Raw genomic sequence first — 14,990 nt, 5'->3', positions numbered from 1 at the left:
AACAAACAGTGATGAAATCACTTGATCTGATTAAAAATCGTGCTAAATTATTCGAGCTAACTTTACCAAGTGTTGGAAATGAAGCCAACTTTCTATAAAGCAAAGGATAAGGAAAATAAAAATCCACAAATCAGGATGATATTCTAAAAAACACTACGGACTTCACAAAATTAATTTTTACCGCCACCTATCAATGACTTATGTGGCATACGTTCGCTGGAAACTTCTGAACAAAATCCCACAAACAAATTCAACTCACAGACTTATCCACAGGCAACTGCTTTTTCGCTTTGTTTTAAAATTCCTTTTTAGATCATGCTATCATTCGCCCATAATCACTCTCATGACGACTGAAACATGCCTAAAATTGACTCAAACCCGTTAATTCTTGTCGACGGTTCTTCTTATTTATACCGAGCTTTTTACGCACCGCCGCACCTCACCAACTCCAAAGGAGAGGCCACGGGTGCAGTGTATGGCGTCATTAACATGTTACGCAGCTTAATGAAGCAATACGCGCCAACACAAATGGCCGTTGTATTTGATGCAAAAGGCAAAACATTTCGCAATGACATGTATCAAGACTATAAAGCTCATCGCCCTCCAATGCCCGACGACCTTCGTACGCAAATAGAGCCATTACATCGCATTATTCGCGCACTCGGCTTGCCACTCATTAGTATTTCTGGCGTCGAAGCTGATGATGTGATTGGCACCATCGCCCACCAAGCAAGTCAAGAAGGTCGCGCCGTACTCATTAGTACTGGTGATAAAGACATGGCGCAACTTGTGAACGAAAATGTCACCCTGATTAATACCATGACCAATACAATCATGGGGCCAAGCGAAGTGTCGGAAAAGTTTGGGGTTGGCCCAGAGCTCATCATTGATTTGCTTGCGTTACAGGGGGATAAAGCAGATAACATTCCCGGCCTACCCGGTGTTGGCGAAAAAACGGCCTTAGCCATGCTTACTGGTGTAGGGGGCATAGATGAAATTTTGGCTTCACCTGAAAAAATGCCAGCGCTTGGCTTTAGGGGCTCGAAAACCATGCCAGCAAAACTCGCAGAGCATGGTGAAATGCTGCGCCTATCATACGAGCTCGCAACCATTAAGCTCGATGTCGAGTTAGAACAAAATTGGCAACAGCTCAACGTAACAGATCCAAATAGAGACGAGTTAATAAAATGCTATGGAGAAATGGAGTTTAAACGTTGGTTAGCAGAAGTTTTGGATGGCAATCATCAGCAAACTAGCACGGCAAATACGTCTGAAGAATCCGAAACATCTAAAACAGAAATCGAAGCCAATTACCACACTATCTATACCGAAACAGAGCTCGAGCAATGGATCGATAAATTAAACAAAGCGCCCCTCATTGCACTCGACACCGAAACCACTAGCCTTAATTATATGGAAGCGCAGCTCGTAGGGCTGTCATTTGCTGTTGCACCTGGTGAAGCAATTTATATTCCGTTAGCCCATGATTATGACGGCGCACCAGTCCAGTTAGATCAAGCACTTGTACTCTCAAAACTCAAACCACTACTTGAAGATCCACAACTGAAAAAAGTTGGACAAAATCTTAAGTACGACATGAGCATTTTAGCCAATGTTGGGATTCGCCTCAAAGGCATCGCATTTGACACCATGCTTGAGTCTTATGTGTTTAACTCTGTTGCATCTCGCCATGATATGGATAGCCTAGCACTAAAATATCTAGGTCATAAGAACATTAGCTTTGAGGAAATCGCAGGAAAGGGCGCGAAACAATTAACGTTTAATCAAATCAACCTCGAAACTGCAGCCCCTTATGCCGCAGAAGACGCAGATATTACCTTGCGCCTACATCTGCACCTGTGGCCAAGACTTGAAAAAGAACCAGAGCTTGCCAAAGTATTCACCGATTTAGAGCTACCATTAATTTCAGTGCTTTCAGGTATCGAGCGTGACGGCGTGCTCATTGATAGCATGATGCTAGGGCAACAAAGTGAAGAGCTCGCTCGGAAAATTGATGAGCTGGAACAAAAAGCCTATGAAATTGCGGGGGAAACCTTCAATCTAAGTTCGCCTAAACAGTTACAAGCTCTGTTTTTTGAGAAGCTAGGCTATCCGGTCATCAAAAAGACGCCCAAAGGTGCGCCTTCAACCGCAGAAGAAGTTCTAGTAGAACTGGCGCTAGATTACCCTCTGCCAAAAATTATTCTTCAGCACCGTAGTTTAAGTAAGTTAAAAAGCACTTATACCGATAAATTGCCACTCATGGTTAATCCCAAAAGCGGTCGTTTACATACAAGCTACCACCAAGCAAATGCGGCGACAGGTCGATTATCCTCTAGTGAGCCAAACCTACAAAATATCCCCATTCGAACCGAAGAAGGCCGCCGAATTCGCCATGCGTTTATCGCACCAGAGGGCAAACAAATCCTTGCAGCGGATTACTCTCAAATAGAACTGCGAATTATGGCGCATTTATCTCAAGATAAAGGTCTTTTGAGCGCTTTTGCAGCAGGGAAAGATATTCACAGAGCGACGGCATCTGAAGTATTTGGCGTAGATTTTAATGAAGTCACAGCAGAGCAACGTCGCCGAGCAAAGGCTGTAAACTTCGGCTTAATCTACGGCATGTCCGCTTTTGGCCTAGCAAAGCAGCTTGATATCCCTCGCAAGGAGGCACAGTCGTACATTGATACGTATTTCGAGCGCTACCCTGGCGTTCTCCAGTATATGGAAGAAACACGAGCTCTTGCTGCCGAACAAGGATATGTCTCGACTTTAAATGGTCGTCGCCTCTACTTGCCAGCGATCAAGGATCGCAATGCCATGCGTCGTCAAGCTGCGGAGCGGGCAGCAATTAACGCGCCGATGCAGGGCACTGCAGCCGATATCATCAAACGCGCAATGATCATGGTTTCTGAGTGGATACATCAAGAAACTCAAGGCGAAATAAAAATGATCATGCAAGTCCATGATGAATTAGTCTTTGAAGTAGAGAGTAGTCAAGCAAGCCACTTAAAGACAAAGGTTTGCGAACTCATGGCGCAAGCTGCAGATCTTGATGTCGCTTTAATTGCAGAGGCGGATGTAGGTGAAACTTGGGATCAAGCTCACTAAACTCATCACTTTGGCAATTCAAAAAAATTGCCTGTTTTAGTCCTCGACTCATAATTTGATTACAATTAAGTCAGAAAACTTCTGTTTTCTGACTTTTTTTAACCCTAAACGCGATTTTTTGATTAAAAAAGATCAAAAACTGGCTAAATCGCCATCAAAAACGAAGATCTACATCACATTAATGTGGTTCTAATTAAAAAACAGTTTTTCATATTATGATAAATGGGGTAATATTCTCTGCGTAGGGTACAGAGGTTAAGATGTTCTATCTTTCAGACCTTTATTTCACTTTATAGTGACAAGCCAAATTATGGCGCCCCAGCAATGTTATATTGCTGGGGCTTTTTTTCGCCCTCAATTTGTCGACATGCAGCTAAAATTGCCTTCTCGCCTTATTCGGCACAACAAAAAGGGGGCTACGCCCCCTATTCTAAATCGCCTGCAACCACATCCTAGTCTTCATTTTCCGGATTAGCTAACGCATCAACCAACCACTGTGGATTGCACCACGCATTCAAGATTCCAAGTACTTTTGGCTTCCCCGTCCCTTTTAATGCAGAAAACGGCTCGACTTTAACTGCCTCACCATAGTCTGCCAACTTTTTACGAACGGCATTCACTGTTTTCATTCGAACATTTTGCGCAAGCTTGTCCGACTTTGTAAGTAAAGCTAAAACAGGGATCTCACTTTCAACAGCCCACTCAATCATTTGCATATCGAGATCTTTCATTGGATGGCGAATATCCATTAATACAACCACCCCTGATAGACACTGTCGCTCTTGCAAATACTCTCCCAACGCTTGCTGCCACTTCTTCTTCATAGCTAGTGGCACTTGAGCAAAACCGTACCCTGGTAAATCAACTAAGCGACGATGTTCATCAAGAGAAAAAACGTTGATGAGCTGAGTACGCCCGGGAGTTTTACTCGTACGCGCCAGCCCTTTTTGCTCAGTCAATGCATTTAATGCACTTGATTTACCTGCATTAGAGCGGCCGGCAAAAGCAATCTCCACGCCGGCATCACCCGGCAGGTATTCATCAAGGTGCGCAATATCGGGTGCACTGATCAAAAACTTAGCTTTTCTAAAATCAATACGAGATTCACTCACGGTCTACTCCAAAAAATATTAAATTCAACACGATAAATATTGAAGAAATGCTTACTTTTCCACGTTTTCGTGTAAAATATTAGCTCGATCACACTATTTACTATTTTACCATGCTTGCAGGTCGCTCCTAGTAAGCTCAGGACAATCATCATAACGAGAAGTTGGAACGCCATGAAAAAGTTAGCTCTAGCGCTGTCTGTAATAGCCTCAATATCCTCGCCTGTTCATGCAGAAGGTAATGTTGAAGCTGGAAAATCTAAAGCTGTTGTTTGCTCAGCCTGTCACGGAATGGACGGCAATAGCATGGTCAACATGTACCCGAAGCTTGCGGGACAACATCCTACCTATCTAGAGAAACAATTGCACGATTTTCGTAGCGCTGTTCAAACCGGTGGCAAAGAAGGTCGTATGGACCCAATTATGGGTGGTATGACAGCCGCGCTCAGCGACCAAGATATCGCAGATATCTCTGCTTATTATGCTAGCCAAGCCTTACAAATTGCAGATGCGCCATATTCTGAAACTGGCAAACAACTCTACATGGGTGGCGATATGTCTCGAGGCATCACGTCTTGCATGGCATGCCATGGCCCTCTAGGTAAAGGCTCAGAATTGGCTGGCTTCCCCAATATTGGCGGCCAACACGCAAATTATATCAAAATTCAGCTCAATAAATTCCGTGATGCTAGCCGAAACAACGATCTAAACGGCATGATGCAAGACGTTGCGACGAAACTGAGTGACGACGACATTGAAGCATTATCGACCTATATTGGTAGCTTGAAGTAGCTAAAAACAATAAAAAAAGAGTGAAGTGTCACTCTTTTTTACACCCTTATGTTAACGCTTACGTCAACTGACAAGCTCAAGCTTGACATGGGTCACAAATTTAGCTTTAATGTGCCCGTACCGAGATAAACCCAACTGTTCGAATAAAAATAATGAGCATCGAACAGATATCGGATACAGAAACTAAAATAAAACCAAAAATAACCAACTAATAATAATAAACCTGACCCTCAACCAATAATAATAAAATGAGTAGAGACTTTCATTTGAAGTCCAGGTCAAATCGATTATGTAGGGTTTTGTTCTTTGAACGGGCGTGAATGCGCAACCACTACGGAACCAGGGAAACTTGCCCAACAGGACATTGGATTGAAGGATTCAACCAATAGCATAGGAAGCTAATCGCTGAGGATGCACTTGCTGGATGCAAGCTTATCATTGGAAGATACTTAAGAAATGACACGGATGGTGTATTTGGCGTCACTGATGACGAAGCCAACCACAAACGGATAAAGTGGTAAAAATAAAGGGCCTGGAAGGCCGAAAACTAAATCTATTGCATGGAAAGCAAACCAAAAAAAATGGAGATTGACCGGGAAAGTCACAGCGCAAGTATGGATACTTGGAATCAGAATGAGATGCATTAAGCATCATTGATAAGGCGGTAGTTAAACTACCGCCTTTTTTCCATTTTTAGGCCTTAAATCAATGTACTAATAGATGACAGCCTCAACCAGCAAGCTTTATACTGGAACTAAGTTGCCGCAATAAAAACTGACCATGCATCGATGCCCTCTTTGTCAGAGCCTAAACGCTCAAATGATAGTTCAAGATAAAAAGCGCAGCTTTTACCATTGCCCACATTGCGAATTTGTATTTGCTAACAGCCTTAATTTTTTACCTCCTGAAGTCAAAAGAACCCGCTACATCAAGGCGCAAACCAATGCAAAGCAAGCCAAGCTTCTGTTATTTGTTCAAGCACTTTCTTTACAGCTCAGTCAACTGAATACAGGTCAGCTCACAGGGTTAAATTTTGGGCGAAGCCTACCCGATGAGAGCTATGATTTATTAGCCAGTAATAATCATCATATTTTTAACTACGACCCTTTTTTGTCAGAGGATCTGGGGACATTGCGGCAATCCTACGATTTTGTATGCAGTTATCATGTGATTGAACATTTCGCTAACCCAAGAAAAGAGTGGCTCACACTAAGTCGATTGATTAAGCCCGAAGGCTGGCTTGCCATTAGCACTAAAATTTTGACGAACTTAAGCGGCTTTGCAAAATGGCATCACAAGAATAACCCAACTCACGTGTCCTTCTATCAACCACAGACATTCCAGTTTTTGGCTGATTTATACGGATTTAAGCTATTATTTGCCACAGATGAACTGATTTTGATGCAAAAAACGTCAAAATCTGATATAAAACGCGACCTAATTTCGACATAGCAAGTAGATTGATGCGCACTCAATTTACAGCGCGTAACCCAATTAACTGAGTATAAGTTTATGTCACACAGTAAAAAATCACGTAAGGGCGGCGACAACGGCCCAAAACTCGCTCCGAGAACCAAAAAAGTTGATCGCAAAGCAGCCACGAAGAAAAAGAATTCAGGTAACCGAAGCGGTAGCCGCCACAATGCTGCCTTGATTAAAGATCAACTGGATCCAAATGCTGAAGCGAAAAAAAATCCTCGCCATGGCAGCAAAAAGCCTGTTGCACTTTCATTACCAGAAACAAACGCGAAACCAAGCAATACAGAAGAAAAGAAAGCTCAAAAGCCGCAGCAAACAGATGAGCAAAAGCTGCTAAGACTTGAAGAAGATCCTCGCCTGAACAAGCTACTTGATATGCTTGAGGAAGGTCGCCAACTCTCCAATGAAGATCAAGTTTGGTTAGATAAGCAACTCAATACAATTGAGCGTTTAATGACAAAACTTGGAATTGCTGACGAAGAAGACAACGCAGATACATCAACTCGCAAAGCGACAGATGATGAGCTATTCGCTCAATTTGAGTCCGGTGCTGATTTACTTAAGGATTATCAAGAGTAATCAGCATTAAGGTTACTCTCAGTACATAACGCTTTGAGTAACCAAACACCAATACGCCAACAGTAAAGGGAAGCATTACTTTTGAACCACCTTCTTTTATTTGCAGCAGCGAGCATCATCTTTTGCTTGACGAGTTATGCAGCATATTTACTGTTCAAGCTCAAAAAACAAAATATGGCTCAAAAACAGGAACAACAGCGGCAGAGCAAACTTCAACAGCAAAAGCGCAATGCGATCTACGCAGATATTCGATATATCGCACAAGCCATGATTGATGACCGTTGTGAGCTATCTGAAGGTGTTATGCGAATAGCGAAATTGTTTGAACAGGCTGCTATGGCTGAGCATGTACAAACGGAATACCCAGGGATCTTTGCCCATTTCGCCGTGATTGAGCACCACCCAATCATGAATGCTAGAAAACAGTTAGATAAACAAGCTCGAATGAAACTTGATTTAAAGCGAATGAAATCGGAATCTAAACTAGAGCAATCAATTTTAGAAGATGCCAAAAAGTTAATAGATTTCAATAACAAAATCCACTGAGTTCATTGAAAAGAATTAGCTAAATCTAAATCTTAAATAAACCTGAAAAATCAGTGCTTTTTCAGCAATTGCACTATACTTTATCAATGCCGTGAGTATGAGCACAAAACACCAACAAAACCGCAGACAAACAGCATTTTTTCGGTGATATTGGTAAAAATCTGTCACCGATGTCGCGATGTTTTAGTCCACTCGATTCGCAACGTCACATGGTTACGGCGAAAATTTATTTTATCCGCGGAGGAATTGTCTTGAGTCAGTCCACACAAATTAGTTGGGATCAGTCGATGATCGAAAAATATAACTATAGTGGTCCCCGTTATACTTCTTATCCGACGGCATTAGAGTTCGACGATTCATTTACTGAAGATCGCCTATTGCAGGCAATTCAAACAAGTAAAAGTGATAAGTTGTCGCTATATATCCATATTCCTTTCTGTGCAAAGCTTTGCTACTACTGTGGCTGTAACAAGGTGATTACTCGCCATCAACACAAAGCCGATCAATACATTGAGTATTTGACCAGTGAGATCGTAAAACGCGCACCACTATTCAAAAATTACCAAGTAACACAAATGCACTGGGGCGGCGGCACACCAACCTTCTTGTCTCCGGAACAAATTTTAACCTTATCCGCTTTAATTAAAGAACATTTTAACTTTGCGGAAGAAGGTGAGTACTCGATTGAAGTCGACCCGAGAGAGATTGAGCTAACCATGCTCGATACATTGAAAGAAGCTGGGTTTAACCGTGTTTCAATTGGTGTGCAAGACTTCAACAAAGAAGTACAAGTTGCGGTCAACCGTGAGCAGGATGAACAGTTCATTTTTGATCTTATGGCACGGGCAAAAGCACTTGGCTTTGTATCAACAAACATTGATCTAATCTATGGTTTGCCCCACCAAACACCTGAGACATTTGCAACAACGATGCAGAGGGTGCTCGACCTCGATCCGGATCGCTTGTCTGTCTTTAACTATGCCCACTTACCTGCACGATTTGCTGCGCAACGTAAGATTAAAGATGAACACCTTCCTTCGCCGAAGCAGAAGCTAGATATGCTACATCAAACGATCGAAACCTTAACTGGAGCAGGTTACCAGTACATTGGTATGGATCACTTTGCAAAACCTGACGATGAGCTTTCTCGCCTACAAAATGAAGGCAAGTTACACCGAAACTTCCAAGGTTATACCACTCAAGAAGAGTGTGACTTACTCGGTTTAGGTGTTTCATCAATTAGCCAAATTGGCGATTGCTATGCTCAGAACCAAAAAGATATTCGCCCTTACTACGAAGCAATCGATGCCCAAGGTCATGCCCTTTGGAAAGGTTGTGGCCTAAATCGTGACGATGAAATTCGCCGCGTTGTCATTAAACAGATTATCTGCCATTTCGAATTAGATATGGCCGATATCGAGTCCAAACTAGGCATTAACTTCGAAGAGTATTTTGCAGAAGACTTAAAGCTACTGCAAACGTTTGTCGATGATGGCCTTGTTGATATCACGGACCGTAAGATGACAATTAGTACGACAGGACGTTTACTGATCCGCAATATTTGTATTTGCTTTGATGTGTATTATCGAGAAAAAGCGCGCCAGCAGCAGTTCTCACGCGTCATTTAATTCCGAAATAAATCATGACGAATCCAAAAGCCGACAATTTTTTTGTCGGCTTTTTCATATTGGCCACACAAAAAGATAGCGCAACTCCCCCCAACCAAGTCAATCGTTACATCAACTCACAGGTTTACAATTGCTGTCTTGCAATTAATCTATATGATATCCAGCAATATCAATATTTCACTTAACGCACACAACTAACCCTCGGAGAAGGTCGATGCTAAACAGATTTTGTATTGCATGCATACTGCTCAGCTTAACAGCCTGTATGAATACAACAGCCCCCCAAGTCAAGTCTGAATCGGCGAATAGACAGCTCAATCAGATCATCGAGCAAGCGTGGGCAATCACCCTAGAAGAATCACCTTCACTTAGCTACGCACTAGGGAACAATCAAGCCGGTAACCAATTACCAGATTTAGCACCTTTAACCCTAAAAAAAGCAGCCGACAAAAAACGCGACTTACTAAGCCGCCTAAAACGACTACCCTTAGCACCGCTCTCCACTCAAGAGCGAATGAACGCCGAGCTACTGCAATACCAACTGCAAAACCAGATCGATAAATATGATTTCCACCGTCACTATGTGCCACTGTCAGCAGAAAGTGGGTTTCATGCTGAGATATCACGCATTGCTAAATCAAAGTTCCACAACCAGCAGGATTATCAGAACTACCTCGATAAACTCGCAGCACTTCCCACCTATTTTGCTCAGCAGACCTATTGGCTAAAGCAAGGCCTCAAGCACCACATTACGCCGCCACAAGTCGTATTAGATGGGTTTGATGCCAGCATAGAAGCATTTATCACTCCAGCAGAGCAAAGCATCTATTTCACTCCATTTCACAATATGCCCACTCACATAACAAATGCGAAGCAACTGAAGCAGCAAGCGATTAACATTATACAAAACGATGTTGTACCGCTTTATCAAGACTTCCTCTTGTTCATGCGAGATCAATACATACCGAATGCCTCGCGCAGTATCGCAGCGAGCGACCTGCCAAAGGGCAAGCAGTTTTATGCCAATCGTGTGGCCCATTATACAACCCTCGCAATGACCGCTGATGAGGTTCACCAATTAGGGCTAAAAGAAGTCGCTCGAATTAAAAAAGAAATGAACAGCATTATTGAGCAATTTGCCTTTAAAGGCAGCTTTGCAGACTTCTTACACGACTTACGAACAGATCCTAAGTTTTACCCCAAAACAGAGCTAGAGCTTTTAAAAGAGGCAAGCTTTATCGCCAAAAAAGCTGATGCAATGTTGCCAAAGTATTTTAGCCGCTTACCCAGAATGCCGTATGGCATTGCGCCTGTGCCTGCGGAAATAGCCCCCAAATATACAACTGGGCGCTACTCTGGCTCAAATAGAGACGATCAAGCAGGTTATTATTGGGTCAATACTTACGCATTAGATAAACGTCCTCTGTACGAGCTTGAAGCTTTAACGCTACATGAGGCTGTACCCGGTCATCACCTACAAATTGCACTAAATAAAGAGCTTGAAGGATTACCCAACTTTCGCCGCTACAGCTATATATCAGCTTTTGGTGAGGGCTGGGGGCTATATTCTGAGTATCTCGGATTAGAAGCTGGTTTTTACAAAGACCCTTATAGCAATTTTGGCAGATTAACTTATGAGATGTGGCGTGCTGCTCGGCTCGTTGTCGATACGGGCATGCATGCAAAGGGTTGGAGTCGTCAACAAGCAATCGACTATATGGCAGGCAATACTGCTTTATCACTGCACAATGTCACGACAGAGATTGACCGCTACATCGCTTGGCCAGGACAGGCACTATCATACAAAATTGGTGAACTCACCATCAAACGATTACGCCAAGACGCCGAAACTCGCCTTGGCGATCAATTTGATATTCGTAAGTTCCACGATGCACTGCTCGGCAATGGTTCTGTTACCTTAAGCATACTGGAACAACAAATAGAGCGTTTTATTCAGTCGCAACTCAAGAGTCCCCAAGATGGTGCGTGATCGCTCATCAGTTAAAATAAAGATGCAGGTAATAATGAGCGTGAAATATTCTTCAGAAACAGAGCTAAACTCACCTAAACTTTCCGAGTTTTGGGCCGTGGTGACGCAAGCGACATTAACCGTCAACTCGCAGATAAAGCTTGCATATGCATATATTGAGCACCCACAAAGTCAACAGGCAATCGTGATTAGCAGCGGGAGAGTGGAATCCTATATTAAATATGCTGAACTCATGTATGACATGTACCAGCAGGGCTATAGTGTCTATTGTGTAGATCATCGAGGTCAGGGGCTATCGAGCCGAATGATACCCAATTCGCATCAAGGCCATGTTGATCAATTTGAAGACTATGTGGACGACTTTGAGGCGTTTATTGATAACGTTGTTCAAAAACAGTCACATCAAAACTTGTTTCTAGTTGCGCACTCAATGGGCAGCACCATTGCAAGCTTATATATGTTAAAGCACCCTCAAACCTTTACTGCAGCCGTCATGTGCGCACCGATGTTTGGCATAAGCCTGCCTGTACCAAGCCCGTTCATACTCACACTCGCGCGGCTTCTCAACCGCTATCAGCCCGGGAAGGCTGCAAACTATATTCTTGGAGGAAGCGATTACGACCCGACACCCTTTATAAAAAATGATTTAACCCATAGTCGAAGTCGCTATCAATACTATCGACAACTCTATGAAACACACCCTCAAGCGCAATTAGGGTCTCCAACAAACCAATGGTTAATTCAGTCGCTTCTCACGTGTAACAAGCTGGCAATTCATCTTAAGGAATTACAAACACCTACGCTTATTTTGCAGGCCGAGTTAGATACCGTGGTTGATAACTGCGCGCACAAACATGCTAGCAATTCATCAACCCAGCTTTATCAAGTGAAAGGGGCAAAACATGAAATATTTATGGAAACAGATCCGGTACGCTCAACGGCCTTAGAACAACTATTTAACTTCCTGCAGCACGCGGTAGATTAGCACCTTTTTGAATGAGGTAAATCAGTTCCGACCCTGATACGGCTTTACAAAAAATGTCTCCCTGAAAATAGGCGTTGGCACTGCGAACATGATCGAATTGACCACTGCTTTTGACACCTTGGATGACCATACTAAGCTCTAGACGCTCTAATAGATCAACCAGAGCCAAAGTGAGCTGCCCACTCTTCCCTTGCTCCCCGACACTCGAGAGTGCCGTACGGCTCAACTTGACACGAGTCACGGTAAGCTGGCTTAGATAGGTCAAAGAACCATTACCCAAACCAAAGTGATCAATTGCTACACCAAATCCATGCTTTCTAAGCGACTTAATATGACGCTTCACAATATTGAGGTTACTTAAGAAGGTATTTTCATCCAGCTCAAATTCAACCCGTTGCGGCGCAACGCCATTGCGTTGCAATATACGCAGGGCGCTGTCGACAAACTCTGGTTGGTTAAATAGTCCCGCGCAAACATCAAGACTCACAAGCGGTAAATAGACACCAGTTTCGTCAGCACGATTTACAATCTCGCACACTTGCTGCAAATGCCAGTGGTGTAGCTTCTCTGATGCCCCTATATCTTCAGCAAGCATGCGGAACTCTTGCTCGTCAATCATTCCAAACTGTGGATGCTTCCAACCAAGAACTGACTCCGCCATACGAATCGTTCCGCGACTATCAACAATAGGTTCAAACGTTAAAGATAAGGACTCTTCTATGACTGACTGCCGCAACTGTTCTCGCAACGACTCTCGTCGTCTTGCAGCAAAATCCATATCATTACTATAAATTACACAACGCTCATCTGCATGATTGCGCGCGCTGTACATTGCAGATTGGGCATAGCGCCGGACTTGTTCCGCTTCAAATAAGTCGTGTTGCTCAATCACGCAAATACCGACCATCGCATTCAAATTGATATCCTGGTTCGCTACATGTAAATCCCGTGCAATTAAATGCCTGATTTCACTTGCTACTGCGAGCGCTTTATGGTCAATCTCGCCGCCCTCGACACTTAACCCCTTCATCAATAGACAGAACTCTCCGCTATCGACTTGCATTAAGTCACCGCCCAATTTAGATAAGCGAGCGGCGAGCTGAGTACCGATCCGTTTCGCGCTTTCTTGGCCCAAAGAAGAACAAATGGACTGATAATTATCTACACCAATATGGAATAGCGCACCAAATTGCTGCGTATTTCCTTGTGCCATTAACGCTTTTAATTGTGCATCAAGCTTTTCATAACTCGGTGCTTGGATATCGATATGAGAGCTTTGCTGGCGATTGACGTCTTCGGTAATATCAGTATGAATGCCAACTATGCGCTTCGGTCGTCCATCTGAATCCCAATCAATTAACATACCGCGGTCAAGAATCCAAATATAGTGACCTTGCTTATGCTTTAAGCGATGCACACTTTCAAAAGTATCTGTTTCCCCGTTAAGGTACTTCTGTAAAGACTGAAGCACCATCACCCGCTCTTCAGGATGTAAGCGACTCTCCCAATCTTGATACTCTCCCTTCAGCTCAGACGGAGCATAACCCAAAATCTCTTTCCAGCGATCGGACATATAGACCTCACCGGTACTAATATCCCAATCCCACACACCATTTCTTGAAGCTTCAACCGCAAACAACCAGCGCTGTTCGCTATCCCTCAGCTTTTTCTGGCTTCGCTTTTGCGTATCATTCGCTTGCACTAGATATTGATGTAAGACATTCACCTCTTCAAATACGCACGGTTTGTAATCCAAAATGGCATCTTTATCTTCACGTTCAGCGAGTAGGATGAGTTGTCGCAACGGCCGTAGCAAGGTTGTATGAAGCAATAAACACACAAAGAGGATCAACAATGTACCGAGAAACCACTGCCATAAGATTCGCTGCTTTAAACCTTGAAATACGGTTGCTAACGCCTGAGATAGGTCTATCTCGACATAAATCAGGTCTATGCGTTCTAATAGGTTTTGTTGGCGAGCTTGATCAATTGGGTAATAAGCCTGCAGAGAGAGTCGTTGCCAATTATGAACGAAAAGCGGTTTCGATGTATGAACGACTCTGGCGTGATCTTGGGTTTGATAGCCATCAATTACCTGGCTCGCGCGACTGTTACGCCATACGACATGGTTTGCATGAAGGATTTTGCTATTAGAGTTTAACATAACAAAGACCATCACATTCAGATCTGTGGTGGCTAACGAAACTTCTTGCTCTAATCTTTGTATATCCTGCATGCTTGAAGCAGCGTCAATAACATACTGCATTCGAAACAATTGTTGTTTAATACTCTCTTCCTGCTGAGACGCAATGTTTAACCGCAATGCGTTTCGCTCGTAGAAGTAGACCCCCACGGAATAGCAGGTAAAAATTAAAAAGATCAATATTGGAATAAAGTAAGTCAATACTGACTTAGATTTCCACAACAATTGGCCGCCCGTAAAACTCAAATAGAAGAATCAAGTTATCGAAATTTAGCACAACATGCAGGGCTTTGTCTTATGCATACGACACAACGATTACATTTAAGCACCATGATAGGGCAATACGACAACCCTAGCACCGAATAACCATTCTTTATGCACGAGTACGACCTATTGTTGCCTTATCTGCACTGCGATATAAAACGTTCCAATCTCTAAGCTCACATCGTTTACAAATGCGCTAAATCGATGACCCGTTAAAAACAACACACACAAAAAAGCCCACTGCAGTGCAGCGGGCTTTCTCATTTCTCTTACGAGAATAATTAGGCGCCTGGAAATGAAA

Annotated in this window: 10 protein-coding genes; 8 read left to right on the top strand and 2 right to left on the bottom strand. The window is 43.1% G+C overall.

From position 1 onward, the window contains the following. The first annotated feature begins 357 nt into the window (after positions 1-357). Positions 358-3,114 carry a DNA polymerase I gene (polA, locus tag IEY18_RS09240; protein ID WP_188920070.1) on the top strand — a complete coding sequence of 919 codons (2,757 nt, stop codon included), beginning with the start codon at positions 358-360 and terminating at the stop codon, positions 3,112-3,114. Positions 3,115-3,566: 452 nt separating this feature from the next. On the opposite strand, the gene yihA is transcribed toward polA, so the two are convergent. Next, the gene (gene yihA / locus IEY18_RS09235) at positions 3,567-4,226 is read right to left on the bottom strand and encodes a ribosome biogenesis GTP-binding protein YihA/YsxC (protein WP_188920069.1); all 660 of its coding nucleotides are present in this window, start codon (positions 4,224-4,226) and stop codon (positions 3,567-3,569) included. A gap of 171 nt (positions 4,227-4,397) precedes the next feature. Between yihA and IEY18_RS09230 the strand changes: the two genes are divergently transcribed. From IEY18_RS09230 to IEY18_RS09200, 7 genes are all read left to right on the top strand, one after another. Then, positions 4,398-5,015 (top strand): c-type cytochrome, encoded by a 618-nt coding sequence (locus IEY18_RS09230; RefSeq protein WP_188920067.1) that lies wholly within the window; start codon positions 4,398-4,400, stop codon positions 5,013-5,015. 780 nt (positions 5,016-5,795) lie between these two features. Continuing rightward, positions 5,796-6,467 (top strand): methyltransferase domain-containing protein, encoded by a 672-nt coding sequence (locus tag IEY18_RS09225; RefSeq protein ID WP_188920065.1) that lies wholly within the window; start codon positions 5,796-5,798, stop codon positions 6,465-6,467. Between the two features lie 60 nt (positions 6,468-6,527). Beyond that, positions 6,528-7,073 (top strand): Der GTPase-activating protein YihI, encoded by a 546-nt coding sequence (gene yihI / locus IEY18_RS09220; RefSeq protein WP_188920064.1) that lies wholly within the window; start codon positions 6,528-6,530, stop codon positions 7,071-7,073. A gap of 81 nt (positions 7,074-7,154) precedes the next feature. Then, a complete protein-coding gene (locus IEY18_RS09215) occupies positions 7,155-7,619 on the top strand; it encodes a DUF2489 domain-containing protein (protein ID WP_188920062.1) in 465 nt (154 codons plus the stop codon). Positions 7,620-7,870: 251 nt separating this feature from the next. Continuing rightward, complete coding sequence (hemN, locus tag IEY18_RS09210) at positions 7,871-9,247, top strand: oxygen-independent coproporphyrinogen III oxidase (RefSeq protein ID WP_268244249.1); 1,377 nt, start codon at positions 7,871-7,873, stop codon at positions 9,245-9,247. 214 nt (positions 9,248-9,461) lie between these two features. Then, complete coding sequence (locus tag IEY18_RS09205) at positions 9,462-11,237, top strand: DUF885 domain-containing protein (RefSeq protein ID WP_188920059.1); 1,776 nt, start codon at positions 9,462-9,464, stop codon at positions 11,235-11,237. Between the two features lie 34 nt (positions 11,238-11,271). Next, the gene (locus IEY18_RS09200) at positions 11,272-12,222 is read left to right on the top strand and encodes an alpha/beta fold hydrolase (RefSeq protein WP_229779804.1); all 951 of its coding nucleotides are present in this window, start codon (positions 11,272-11,274) and stop codon (positions 12,220-12,222) included. On the opposite strand, the gene IEY18_RS09195 is transcribed toward IEY18_RS09200, so the two are convergent. Beyond that, positions 12,194-14,545, bottom strand: a complete 2,352-nt coding sequence (locus IEY18_RS09195) for an EAL domain-containing protein (protein ID WP_188920056.1) — start codon at positions 14,543-14,545, stop codon at positions 12,194-12,196. The genes IEY18_RS09200 and IEY18_RS09195 overlap by 29 nt on opposite strands. Positions 14,546-14,990 lie beyond the last annotated feature (445 nt).

Origin of the sequence: Shewanella gelidii (assembly GCF_014647855.1) — a bacterium.
GTDB lineage: Bacteria > Pseudomonadota > Gammaproteobacteria > Enterobacterales > Shewanellaceae > Shewanella > Shewanella gelidii.
This window is presented reverse-complemented; position numbering and strand designations above follow the sequence as displayed.

Bases quoted from the DNA above. Each gene is read 5' to 3' on its own strand.
- polA (WP_188920070.1), top strand. From the start codon at position 358: ATGCCTAAAATTGACTCAAACCCGTTAATTCTTGTCGACGGTTCTTCT.
- IEY18_RS09230 (WP_188920067.1), top strand. From the start codon at position 4,398: ATGAAAAAGTTAGCTCTAGCGCTGTCTGTAATAGCCTCAATATCCTCG.
- IEY18_RS09225 (WP_188920065.1), top strand. From the start codon at position 5,796: ATGCATCGATGCCCTCTTTGTCAGAGCCTAAACGCTCAAATGATAGTT.
- yihI (WP_188920064.1), top strand. From the start codon at position 6,528: ATGTCACACAGTAAAAAATCACGTAAGGGCGGCGACAACGGCCCAAAA.
- IEY18_RS09205 (WP_188920059.1), top strand. From the start codon at position 9,462: ATGCTAAACAGATTTTGTATTGCATGCATACTGCTCAGCTTAACAGCC.
- IEY18_RS09200 (WP_229779804.1), top strand. From the start codon at position 11,272: ATGAGCGTGAAATATTCTTCAGAAACAGAGCTAAACTCACCTAAACTT.